The 13,292-nt window shown below is 52.3% G+C and carries 7 protein-coding genes; all 7 read left to right on the plus strand.

The features are described from left to right. Window positions 1-87 precede the first annotated feature (87 nt). Complete coding sequence (gene treS / locus LX98_RS10255) at window positions 88-3,420, plus strand: maltose alpha-D-glucosyltransferase (protein WP_496428805.1); 3,333 nt, start codon at window positions 88-90, stop codon at window positions 3,418-3,420. Window positions 3,421-3,568: 148 nt separating this feature from the next. Next, window positions 3,569-5,548: a maltotransferase domain-containing protein gene (locus LX98_RS10260; RefSeq protein ID WP_496430589.1), complete on the plus strand. Its 1,980-nt coding sequence runs from the start codon at window positions 3,569-3,571 to the stop codon at window positions 5,546-5,548. Window positions 5,549-5,973: 425 nt separating this feature from the next. Continuing rightward, the gene (locus LX98_RS10265) at window positions 5,974-6,456 is read left to right on the plus strand and encodes a response regulator (RefSeq protein WP_496428806.1); all 483 of its coding nucleotides are present in this window, start codon (window positions 5,974-5,976) and stop codon (window positions 6,454-6,456) included. Window positions 6,457-6,677: 221 nt separating this feature from the next. Then, window positions 6,678-8,093, plus strand: coding sequence for a TrkH family potassium uptake protein (locus LX98_RS10270; protein ID WP_496428807.1), 1,416 nt, complete (start codon window positions 6,678-6,680; stop codon window positions 8,091-8,093). A 1,415-nt stretch (window positions 8,094-9,508) separates the two neighbouring features. After that, window positions 9,509-11,593 (plus strand): transketolase, encoded by a 2,085-nt coding sequence (tkt, locus tag LX98_RS10275; protein ID WP_496428808.1) that lies wholly within the window; start codon window positions 9,509-9,511, stop codon window positions 11,591-11,593. 43 nt (window positions 11,594-11,636) lie between these two features. Beyond that, window positions 11,637-12,650, plus strand: a complete 1,014-nt coding sequence (gene gnd / locus LX98_RS10280; protein ID WP_496428809.1) for a phosphogluconate dehydrogenase (NAD(+)-dependent, decarboxylating) — start codon at window positions 11,637-11,639, stop codon at window positions 12,648-12,650. Window positions 12,651-13,049: 399 nt separating this feature from the next. Then, on the plus strand, window positions 13,050-13,259 hold the full coding sequence (locus tag LX98_RS10285) for a hypothetical protein (RefSeq protein WP_496428810.1): 210 nt from the start codon (window positions 13,050-13,052) through the stop codon (window positions 13,257-13,259). Window positions 13,260-13,292: the final 33 nt, after the last annotated feature.

Consider the following 13,292-nt stretch of genomic DNA (forward strand, 5'->3'; position numbering starts at 1 on the left):
CCGATCTCAAGACCCATATCGCGGCCGCACCCCCTGTCTACGGCCGTGAAACGAACACTTTAGTCAGAAATCAGGAAAGGCCACTCCATGATTGTCGACACACTTGAGAATGATCCACTCTGGTACAAAGACGCTATAATTTATGAACTCCATGTTCGGGCGTTTTGCGATAGTAACGCCGATGGCATCGGCGATTTCAAAGGGCTCACCCAAAAGCTCGATTACCTCCATGACCTCGGTATAACGGCGATTTGGCTCCTGCCCTTTTGTTCTTCTCCCCTCCGGGACGATGGCTATGACATTTCCGACTACACCAACATACATCCACATTATGGAACCAGGCGTGACTTCCAGGCGTTTGTCCGGGAGGCCCATCGTCGTGGATTACGGGTGATTACAGAATTAGTGGTGAATCACACCTCGGATCAACACCCCTGGTTCCAGCGTGCACGTAAGGCACCCCCCGGCAGTAAATGGCGGAATTGGTACGTGTGGAGTGAAACGCCCGAGTTGTATTCGGACACACGAATTATTTTCAAAGATACGGAACATTCGAATTGGACCTGGGATCCCGTAGCCAAAGCGTATTTCTGGCATCGTTTTTTTTCTCATCAGCCGGACCTGAATTACGACAACCCTGAGGTGCAAAAGGCGATCTTTGAGGTCCTGGATTTCTGGCTGGAACTGGGTGTGGACGGCTTGCGCCTGGATGCCGTGCCCTATCTCTTCGAGCGGGAAGGCACGAATTGCGAAAACCTCCCGGAGACGCATGCATTTCTTAAAACGCTGAGAACGCATGTCGATAAAAAGTTCAAAAATCGTTTCTTTCTGGCGGAAGCCAATCAATGGCCTGAAGACGCCGCAGCGTATTTTGGGGGTGGCGATGAATGCCACATGAACTTTCATTTTCCCTTGATGCCCCGCCTGTTTATGTCGATGCAAATGGAAGATCGCTTTCCGATTATCGATATCCTTGATCAAACTCCCGCGATCCCGGAAACCTGCCAATGGGGGCTCTTTTTGCGGAATCACGACGAACTTACCCTTGAAATGGTCACGGATGAAGAACGGGATTATATGTATCGCGTCTTTGCCCATGATAAGCAGGCCAGGATCAATCTGGGAATCCGGCGGCGATTGACTCCGCTCCTGGGCAATGACCGGAAAAAGATTGAACTGATGTACAGCCTGTTATTCTCGATGCCCGGTACACCGGTCATCTATTACGGGGAAGAAATCGGGATGGGAGATAATTTTTATTTAGGCGACCGGAACGGGGTCCGGACTCCCATGCAATGGAGTGCCGACCGCAATGCCGGATTTTCCTACGGTAATCCACAGAAACTGTATCTACCCATTATCATTGACCCTGAATATCATTACGAAGCCGTTAACGTCGAACTTCAACAAAATAACGCACAGTCTCCACTCTGGTGGATGAAGCGCATCGTCTCCTTGCGTAAACGCTATAAGGTCTTTGGACGAGGCTCCATTGAATTTCTTCATCCGTCCAATCGGAAAGTGCTGGTCTTCCTCCGGCGGTATCAGGACGAAACCATTCTGGTGGCCGTGAATTTATCCCGGCATGCCCAATGGGTCGAACTCGATCTTGCTGAATTCAAAGGACGACGTCCCATGACCTTGTTCGGACGAAGTAAATTTCCAGCCATTGGCGATTTGCCTTATCTGCTCACACTAACCGGGCACGCCTTTTACTGGTTTGCCTTGGACCCGATTGAATCCAAACAACTTGAGGCTCAGGGAAAAACGGAACACGGCTTACCCACCATCACGATCTCCAAAGATTGGGATAACCTTATCCATAAACGGGAAAAGGTCAAACTCGAAAATGTGTTACCCCAGTACTTACAAGGCCGACGATGGTTTGGCGGCAAGGCCCGCACCATGCAATTCGTGGAAATTACGGAAACGATCCCCCTTCCGCAGGAAGATCCTTTGGCCGTCCTCGCGCTCATACGCGTGGAATACACCGAAGGAGAACCGGAGATGTACCTCCTCCCCTTCAAGTATCTCCCGGCCGATCGTATGGCCCCACTCATGGACTCTCCGGCAGCCATTGCACGCGTGCGAGTCAAAATGAAAGACGGTGAGCAGGAAGGCCTGCTCATCGATGCTATGTGGGATCAGGAGTTTCAAAAAATGCTGTTGGATAGTATTTCCCGAAACCGCCGGTTTAATGGTCCGGCCGGCGATTTAATCACCCAAGCCATGAAAATCTTTCGACGGCAGCTTCAGAAAGAAGTCCCGACCCTTGAACCCACACTGCTTAAGGGTGAACAAAGCAACTCCTCGGTCTTGTTTGGACATGACTTCATTTTAAAACTCTACCGCCGGGCTGAAGTCGGCGTGAATCCTGACTTTGAAATTGGACGGTTTTTAACCAATAAAGGGTTCCCCCACATCGCCCCTCTGGCTGGAGCCATCGAATATCAACGGGACAATGGAGACCTCCTGACATTTGGGATCTTACAGAAATTCATTCAAAACGAAGGAGACGCCTGGAAATTCACGTTGGATGAACTCAGTCGATATCTGGAAGAAGCGCTCACCCATCCGACAGCCATCACGACCTCGTCCATTCCTCAAAAATCGTTGATGGCCCTGGTCGACGAGGAGATACCGACCGGCGCCCGCGAATGGATTGGCCCCTATCTGGAGGAGGCCCGGTTGTTGGGCCTTCGAACAGGAGAACTGCACGCCGCGCTCGGCTCCGACTCCGAGGATTCGGAATTTAAACCTGAACCGTTTACAGATTTTTACCGGCGGGGCCTTTATCAGAGCATGTTGGGAACGGTCAACATGAACTTCCCCCTTCTTCGCACTCAGGTTAAAGGGCTCCAGGAACCCGTGCACACCCTGGCGAAACACGTGCTGGAAGGAGAAGGCCGGTTACGCAAACGGCTCTTAACCATACGGGACCGGAAACTCACCTGCACCCGCATCCGATGCCATGGCGACTACCATCTCGGTCAGGTGCTCTATACCGGAAAGGATTTCATCATCATTGATTTTGAAGGCGAACCGGCCAGGCCGTTGAATGTCAGACGACTGAAGGAATCCCCCCTGCGCGACGTCGCGGGCATGTTGCGATCCTTTCATTACGCGGCGCATGCCTCCTCTATCGGATTGGTCGAAGGCGTTCGACCGGAAGACTTTTCTTTGCTTGAACCTTGGGCCCGCTATTGGCAAATATGGGTCAGCGTCAGCTACCTCAAGGCGTACCTATCCATCAAAGAAGTCCGTGACATTCTGCCCCCGTCATCCGACGACATTCAAATTTTGCTGAATGGATATTTACTCCAAAAAGCGATCTACGAACTCGGCTATGAACTCAATAACCGTCCCGATTGGGTGCGTATCCCCCTGGACGGCATTCTCCAAATTTTAGAAGTCGACTGATATTTCACAAACCGAGCCTTGAACGGGGAGTCCGGCTGACTCATGGCGAACGTCCAGACTTATCAGGCCTTCTTGACGGGAAACAATTCCCAATCGTCATCTACAGGTATCCAAAGAGCCACACACGAAGGAGTGCGTCATGCCTAATATTCCCAAAACCTTACAAACCCTGATCATTGAACATGTCGAACCTGAACTGGATGGGGGACGCTATCCGGTCAAACGGATCGTCGGGGAGAACCTGGACGTCACAGCTGACGTGTTCAAGGAAGGACACGACACCATTGGGGCCGTACTTCGTTACAAATTGCTGGGACAGAAGGAATGGTCGGAAACCCCCATGCATCATGTCGATAATGACCGGTGGGCTGGATCATTTCACCTTGCAGAAAATACCCGATATCTGTATTCCGTGGGAGCCTATGTCAGGAGTTTTGAAACCTGGAGAATTGAACTGACCAAGAAACATGGGGTGCTTCCGGACCTTTCCAGTGAATTATTGGAGGGAGAAGTGCAAGTCAAAGAGGCGATGACCAGGGCGAAAGGTCCCGACAAGTCCGAGCTGAAACTCTGGTTGGAAAAGTGGAAGTCGGCTTCCGACCAGGAAGCCCGGATCGCCGTCGCCCTGGATCCGATTGTGGCCACACTCGTCGACCGACACGAACAACGGGCTGCCTGGTCCACCTATGAGAAGGAATTGGAAGTGATTGTCGACCGAGAGCGTGCCCGGTATGGCGCCTGGTATGAAATCTTTCCCCGGTCGGAAGGAACCGTGCCGGGAAAAGGGGGAACATTTAAAGATTGTGAACAACGCCTTCCGGCCATCCGGGATATGGGATTCGATGTCCTCTATCTCACCCCTATTCATCCCATCGGAGAGACCAACCGCAAAGGCCGCAACAACAGTTTGAAGGCCAAGCCGGGCGATCCGGGCAGTCCCTGGGCCATCGGAAGTCGACATGGAGGACATGATGCGGTCGAACCGGCTCTCGGCACGATGGACGATTTTGACCATTTTCAACAAGCCGTCAGAAACCACGGAATGGAAGTCGCCATAGATTTCGCCATCAATGCCACCCCGGATCATCCCTACGTGACACAACATCCTGACTGGTTCAAGCAACGCCCGGACGGGACGATCAAATACGCCGAAAACCCTCCCAAAAAATATGAGGACATTTATGGATTTGATTTCTATACCGAGGCCTGGCAGGACATCTGGCAGGAAATGAAGCGGGTCCTCCTCTATTGGATCGACCATGGAGTCAAAATTTTTCGAGTGGATAATCCCCACACCAAACCCGTGATCTTTTGGGAATGGCTCATTCGGGAAATCCAGTTGGAGCACCCGGATGTCCTGTTTCTGGCAGAAGCCTTCACCCGACCTAAAATGATGCGGGTCTTGGCGAAAGCCGGTTATACCCAGTCCTACACGTATTTTACGTGGCGAAATTCCAAAGGAGAAATGACCGAATACCTGACCGAATTAACCCGGACCCAAATGCAAGAGTATTTCCGGCCGAACTTTTTCGCCAATACACCGGACATCCTGCCCGAAATTCTTCAACAGGGAGGTCGGCCGGCCTTTAAATTCCGGCTCGTGCTGGCCGCCACGCTCTCCCCGACCTATGGGATCTATAATAGTTATGAACTGTGCGAAAATAAGGCAATTCCCGGAACCGAGGAATATCAGGATTCGGAAAAATATGAAATCCGGCACTGGGATTGGGATCGTCCCGGAAACATCCGTGACTATATCACCCGCATCAACCAGATCCGCCGGGATCACCCTTCCCTGCACACCTTCACCAATCTGCAATTTTACCAATCCGACAACGACCACATTCTCTTCTATGGGAAAATGAATGCCGACAAGACAGACATTCTTCTATTCGCAATCAATATGGATCCCTATACCATCCATGAGGCTCGCCTCCGAATTCCAATTGAAGAATGCGGCATTGGAGAACAGGACACGTATCAATTGCATGAACTCATTCAAGATTATCGCCATCAAGTCGTGGGAGGTGACTACACCATTCGGTTGGACCCTCACGACGAACCAGCCGCTATTTTCGCACTCCGCCGCCGGACTCGCCGTGAAAGCGACTTTGACTATTTCATGTAACAGGGAACGCTCCGCAGGTTTACTTACCCCACAATGAAAAATCGGCCCCTGCCAATTCCTGGCAGGGGTCTGAGCTTCGACAGAGACTTCATGGGCGCAATGTTCAACAAGAACCTCATCTCCCACATAACCGACGAATTTAAGCACGCATTCGTGTTTGACGCACCTCAGGTCGATCCCCGCGACTCATCTGCGAGGATAATGAGAAACAGAAAAACCCAAAGCCTCCCGATTAGGCCATCTCAAGAGAAAAACCCCAGCAACAGAAAAGACAGTTTGTCTCCTTTTGAGACAACGTATCTCTTATTTGGAAGCCAGGCACATTCGCTTCTCGGTACCGTTTTTGACATTTCCGAATATACCTTTAAATACCCAGTAATTAGAAATGTCTCTTAGCCTCCCGAAACCGACTCTGAAGAATATTCATGGAACGTTCCTTGCATTTCTTTGCTGTCATGCAAATGACAATCTCACCTTGGAGGGATTTTGAGGCACCGACCTCATCGGTCTCCCCTCAGATCCTCCCCAAGAACCAAACCATAATCCTGGTGGAGGATCAATTTGACCTCCGATGGCTACTGAAACGTAGACTTGAAATGAATGGGTATACGTGCCTGGAAGCGGCAAACGGTAGAGAAGCCTTGGCCCTTATTCAGCAGCACCCATCCATTCGTTTGATCCTTTCCGACTACATGATGCCGGAAATGAATGGCCTGCAACTGCTTCAAGCCCTTCGGCAGAACCCCATGAATCGAAAAATCCCGTTTATACTGATCACGGCGAGTTGGTCAGATCAGCTCCAGCACCTGGGCATGAGTGCAGGGGCCTTTGCGATCCTGGCCAAGCCCTATCACCACGGGGAACTGATCCAACTTCTTGAACAAGGATTATCCATTCAAGCGGCCTGATTCGGACCGTCTTGACAGGAAAAACGCTCATTAAACACGGTTAGCAGGCCGCTGCCCCATAATTTCACTCCTTCCTTTGTTTTTCCCTTTAAGGGACTGCCATGAAGCAGAGCTTTGAAGGAGGCTTCTCACCCGATTGACTCAGCTGAGCGGCTTTGAATTTCGATTGTTTTTCGTACCTGCTCATGTGAGAAGGTAGGAGAATTCGTTCCTTAGCCTTCATGTTGCCTTCATTACCACTTCCTACTCGTCCATGCTCGTGGTACCCAACCACCACGATTGGACGGTTTTTTCCCCAGGGCCAACTGTCAGCCGGCCAACTCGTCACACTAGGCGGTATTGCCTTGATCACTATCGGAACGTTCCTACTGAAGACCCCATGGGCCACCATTCCTGGTAAACCATTAAGTTTTCTCAACGCTCTCTTTACGGCAACTTCGGCCGTAACGGTCACCGGCTTGATTGTGGCGGACACGGAAAAAGATTTCACCGTATTCGGACAAATCGTCATTTTGACACTCATCCAATTGGGCGGGTTAGGGTACGCGATGCTCGCAACCGTCATGCTCATCGCCGTGGGACAACGCATCGGACTACGAAACCGCATGATGGTGGCGGAGGCCCTCAGTTCATTGGATTTGGCGGGATCTATTCGTTTTGTCAAAACCATTTTGATCATCACCTTTACCTTTGAAGGCGTGGGCGCATCCATCCTCGCCGCGCGGTTTTCCCAGGAAATGCCCTTATTAGAAGCCTGTTGGCATGGTATTTTTCATGCCGTTTCCGCCTTTAACAATGCGGGATTTTCGACGTTTTCTCAAAATCTGATACCCTATCGGGACGATGTCCTGGTGAATGTTTCCATTAGTCTCCTATTCGTTCTGGGGGGCATCGGGTTTATTGTCTTCCGCGACCTGCTGAGTTATTACCGAAAAGAACGGTATCGCATTCAAACCCATACGAGGCTGGCCTTACTCGTTTCGGTAAGCTTATGGGTGATTGGAACGATAGGATTTTATCTGTTGGAATTGCATAGTCCGGCCACGCTTGGCTCGCAAACTCCTACAGCAGGAGCCATGGTCGCCGCCTTTCACTCGGGAGCCGCCCGGACAGCAGGATTCAATACGCTGGACCTGAGCCTCCTCCGACCCAGCACGTTGTATATGCTAATTTTGTTAATGATCATCGGGGGATCACCGGGAGGAACCGCTGGAGGAATTAAAACCACCACGTTCGGCATTGTGTGTCTATCAGTCTGGGCCGTCTTCCGTAAACGACTGGATGTGGAGTTTCACTACCGACGGATGCCTCTCCATCTTGTCTTGCAAGCTCTGGCAATCATGTTCCTGGCCATTGGAGCCGTCACCACGTTAACCTTTTTCCTCGCCTTAATTGAAAATAAGCCTTTTTTGGCTCTCATGTTTGAAGTGGCCTCCGCATTGGGAACGGTTGGGTTTTCCGTCGGAAACGGAGACGTGCTCAGTCTCTCCGCGATACTAACGGATTTTGGAAAGGTCATTATTCTATGCAGTATGTTTCTCGGGAGATTCGGACCTCTTCTGGTTGGTCTCGTCTCCCTCACTCCACCCGTCCGCATGCTCTATCGTTTTCCTCAAGCCAAAGTTGCGATAGGTTAAGAGGAGAGGCATGGCAACACCTGACCAATTAGCCAGGAAATTGTCATGAGAGACCTTCCATCACCCTACCTTATGGTATTCAGCCTGTGTTCGGGTGAAAAGCAACACACTTTTCCTCTCCGGTTCATCTTAAGAACTCCGATGGATGATGGAATAGTTCTGGGTGCTCTTCGAGAACTTCCATGTACAGTGAAAGACCGATCTTTTTAGGCCAATCTACTGCTGAAGTCTCACTCGCCATAGCAATGGTCTTTCACGCCTCGCAATAATTTGCCGGAATCGTCGGGGATGGCATGTGTCCGCTGCCGCCATCTTAATTTTCTTATTCAATTGGTTTTCTATCACCTCTCTAACCTCTCTCGCCCAATTCCCTCTGTAGACATGTCCGCCAAGTCGGAATAAACATTACAAAGAAGGAAGCCTTCCCTGCACTACTCATAGCATTTTTCTTTTGCACGATCAGGCCTCAAGTACCCGGTCACATTCAATCCAGGTTGCAATAAACAAGTTTGAAACGCTGTCCTTGAGCAATTTGGCTCGGTTCTTAAAGTGCATTTTCGCGGACCCCATGAAATCTAACGAGGCTTCCCGGTGGAATTTTTTCCTATCAAATGAACTTACGCCGGTAAGAGTTGAATTGTTTTCTCATTGAATAACATATGAAGAAAACACTGTGTTCTCAATTGTATTGATTAACTTAATTTTTCCCTGACGGTTCTGCGGTTCGGGACGGTCAAAGACATGGTGCCTGTGTATAGCCAGCCACCTTTCCTTCCTTTTCGTCGCTTTTCAGAGGATGGCCGCAAGATAGTGGATAAATGGTGGATTAGCAAAAATATCCCAGCTCGACTGAATTCGTTCGTTTCTTGGGAATCCTCTCGGGCAAGTTGGGGATCCCGTACAGAATTTGACTTTTTAGAGAGGCGAAGGCGTTTTCCATATTGGCCTTTAGAGTTGGGCTTACGGGGTTCTGACTTCGACCGGGGGGTACGCATTGGGCCAACGACCTGTGGGATGGAATATGAACATTTCCGAAAAATGTCAGACAGGACAATCGCGGCACGACCGGTTACGAATTTGATCTTCCGTTGGGTCATCGGTTAAATAGGACAAGGTTTGAAGGGCGAGGATTTTAAACATGAGCAGGACATCCTAACGAGTGGAAGGATTAACACGGCTGAGTTGTCGGGGATCGCCTGACACAATCCCCTTGTCATGGAAGTACCGCAAGGAGGAAGCCGCTTGTCAGAATTTTTTAGAGATGTCCTGAAAGTACTTCAAAGTCGAGGTATCCGGTAGCGATCGGTAAAGAAAATATTGAAGAAAAAGAACTCAAAAAAACCTCTCACCTTATTGGATGACCTGGAATCCATCGAGGTGGGGCCACCAAAAGAAGCCTGCAAGGAAAACGTACGATGAATACCACAAGAGCAACAACTCTGAGTCCGGCGCAATTGGAGCAATTGTCGATCAATACGATTCGTTTTTTGTCGGTGGATGCGGTGCAAAAGGCCAACAGTGGTCACCCGGGACTCCCGCTGGGCGCAGCCCCGATGGCCTATGTCCTATGGACACGATTTCTTCAACATAACCCCTCCAATCCTCACTGGTTCAATCGAGACCGTTTCGTTCTGTCGGCCGGCCACGGATCGATGCTGTTGTACAGCTTGCTCTATCTCACCGGCTATGACTTGCCGCTCGAGCAGATCAAACAGTTTCGCCAATGGGGCAGCCTCACGCCGGGTCATCCCGAGCGAGGAATAACACCCGGCGTTGAAACCACCACAGGCCCGCTCGGTCAGGGATTCGGCAATGGAGTGGGCATGGCTATCGCCGAAGCCTATCTTGCCGGCCGTTACAATCGGCCCGGTTTCGAAATCATACATCATTACACCTACGGGGTGGTGAGCGACGGTGACCTGATGGAAGGCGTGGCGGCCGAAACCGCCTCCCTTGCGGGTCATTTGAAGCTGGGAAAGCTGATCTATTTGTATGACGATAATCGGGTCACGCTCGCCGCATCCACCCAGCTCACGTTCACCGAAGACCGCGCCCAACGATTTGCGGCGTATGGCTGGCACACACAAACGATCGACGACGGCAACGATGTGAACGCTATCGATCGCGCTATCCATGCCGCGCGTCAGGACACAGACCGGCCCTCACTAATTCTAATAAGGACTCATATTGGCTATGGTTCTCCCCACAAACAGGGTACCTTTGCCGCGCATGGCTCCCCGCTCGGTGAGGAGGAAGTGAAATTGACGAAACAGAACCTCGGCTGGCCCATTGACCCGCCATTTCATGTACCGGAGGAAGTTCAGCAGCATTGTCGCCAGGCCATTGACCAGGGCCGTCAAACGGAGGCGAAATGGCACGAAACATTTGCGGAATATGAAAAAGAATATCCGGACCTTGCCCGTGAACTTCGCTCACTCATCAACGCCGATTTACCACAAGGCTGGGACACGACCATCCCACAGTTCCCCATCGATACCAAAGGCTTGGCCACCCGCGTCGCCTCGGGAAAAATCATGGACGCTATCAGCAAAACACTCCCTGGCCTGATCGGGGGTTCGGCTGACTTGAATCCGTCCACCTTCACGGAACTGGGCGAAGCCGGCAATTTTGGGAATTCCTCCATGGCTATCGGAGATCTACAAGGATCGGCGGGCGGCGGATGGAGTTATGCCGGGCGTAATCTCCAGTTCGGGGTTCGCGAGCACGCGATGGGTGCGATCTTGAACGGCCTGGCCACGCACGGCGGCACCATTCCATTCGGGGCGACGTTTCTGACCTTCTCCGATTACATGCGACCGCCGATTCGCCTCGCCGCCCTGATGGGAATCCAAGTGATATATGTGTTCACGCATGACAGTCTCGCATTGGGTGAAGACGGCCCGACCCATCAATCCGTTGAGCAGGTCGCCAGTCTTCGGGCGATTCCCAACCTAATCGTAATCCGACCCGGCGACGCCAACGAGACGGCAGCGGCTTGGCGCGTCGCGATCGAAACGCGGGACCGGCCGGTGGCTTTGATCCTGACGCGGCAATCTGTGCCGACGCTCGACCGCACAGAGTTTTCCGCTGCCGATGGCCTGAAGCGCGGCGGATACATCCTGGCTGATGCCCCAAATGGCCATCCCGATCTCATTCTGATCGCCAGCGGGTCTGAAGTCTCTCTGATCGTGGAAGCACGACGGAAACTTCAAGAACAAAAATACCAGGTGCGCATCGTCTCGATGCCGAGCTGGGAACTGTTCGAAGCCCAGGCACAGGAATACCGCAACACAGTGTTGCCGCCGTCAATCAGTGTAAGACTTGCAGTCGAAGCCGGAGTGACACAGGGTTGGTCTCGCTATGTCGGTCAACATGGTGATGTGCTCGGCGTGGATCATTTTGGTGCATCGGCCCCGGGGGAAATTGTAATGCGAGAGTATGGCTTCACCGTCGCCAATGTATGCAGAAGAGCTCTGGCTCTCTTGGAAACGCCACGTTGAAGATCGGAAGACACGAATACCTATTTTAGGAAGGAGAGACACGATGCAACTTGGCATGATCGGTCTTGGACGAATGGGCGCGAACCTGGTCCGGCGCCTGACGAAAGATGGCCATACCTGTGTGGTCTACGATAGAAACCGCGCTGCCGTGAAAGAGCTTGAGGGCGGAGGCGTACAGGGCGCCGCCTCGCTTGACGAATTCATTATGAAACTGTCCAAACCACGCGCGGCTTGGGTGATGGTGCCCGCCGGTGTGGCCGGCGAAACAGTCCAGGAACTGGCCTCGCGCATGGAGGCAGGCGATATCATCATTGACGGCGGCAACACGTATTACCGCGACGATCTTGAGCGAGCGAAGGCCCTCAAAATCCGCGGCATTCACTATGTCGACTGCGGCACCAGCGGAGGAGTGTTCGGACTTGAGCGCGGCTACTGTCTGATGATCGGCGGGGAGGAAGCTGTCGTCAAGCACTTGGAGCCGATTTTCAAAACTATTGCGCCGGGGATCACGTCGGCGCCCCGCACCCACGGGAGGAGCGGTGCCTCAATTCCCGCCGAACAGGGCTATCTACACTGCGGCCCGACCGGTGCAGGACACTTCGTAAAAATGGTCCACAACGGAATAGAGTATGGCCTCATGGCGGCCTATGCCGAAGGCCTCAACATCCTCAAGCACGCGGATGTCGGGCTACACCCCCGCGAGCAGGATGCCGAGACGACGCCACTGCGTGACCCGGAGGCCTATCAGTATCAGATCGACGTGGGCCAGGTCGCGGAGGTATGGCGTCGGGGCAGTGTGGTGTCTTCCTGGCTGCTCGATTTGACCGCGGCCGCGCTGGTTGATGATTCGGAGCTAACAGGGTTTTCAGGGCAAGTCTCGGATTCCGGCGAAGGGCGCTGGACGGCGCTGGCTGCGATTGACGAGGGTGTGCCGACGCCGGTGATCAACGCAGCGCTCTTCGGACGATTTGAATCCAGGGGCGAGGCCGACTATGCCAACCGACTCCTCTCCGCCATGCGAAAGCAGTTCGGCGGACATGATGAAAAGAAGGAATGAGGAAACTGAGATAAGCAGGAGCGAATGCGATGACACTCGGTCCGACGCCCTGGTGTTCTTCGGGATATCGAGCAATCTGGGGCATAAAAAGATCTTTCCTGGGCTTTACGAATGGCGAAACATAAGGCACTGACGGTGCACTGCCGCATTGTGGCCCCACAGTGGAGCTTGCCGTAATTACGTAAACACGCGAGGGATAGCATCAAGCAGGCGGCAAGATCGATGACCGTGGCGCTCTCGGTCACCTGCATTTTCATATGCAGTACGTGGGCGGCGATTCCCTTACAATGATCCGGCGATCTTCATCGCGCTCAACCAAGCACGGGGCAGTGCCCGACGCCCGGCGCACTACCTCGCCATTCCAACAGCTTTATTTGCAACCGTGATCAAAAGTACTCAATGCCGCGGGTCTGGCCCCCCAAGCGCGGATCATTGTTGAAAAGCCGTTCGGACGCGACCTGGCCTGGGCGCGCAAGCTCAAACCGTATCGCACGATCTGCATTCCCGGAGGACTGGATCTTCCGCATCGCCCACTACCTCGGAAAAGAGGAGATCATGAATATCCTCTATTTCCGCGTTGCCAATTCTATTCTGAAACAGCAACTGTGACTCGAATATCCAGAGAATCCAATTTGGGGCTTG

Source organism: Nitrospira marina (genome assembly GCF_059568365.1).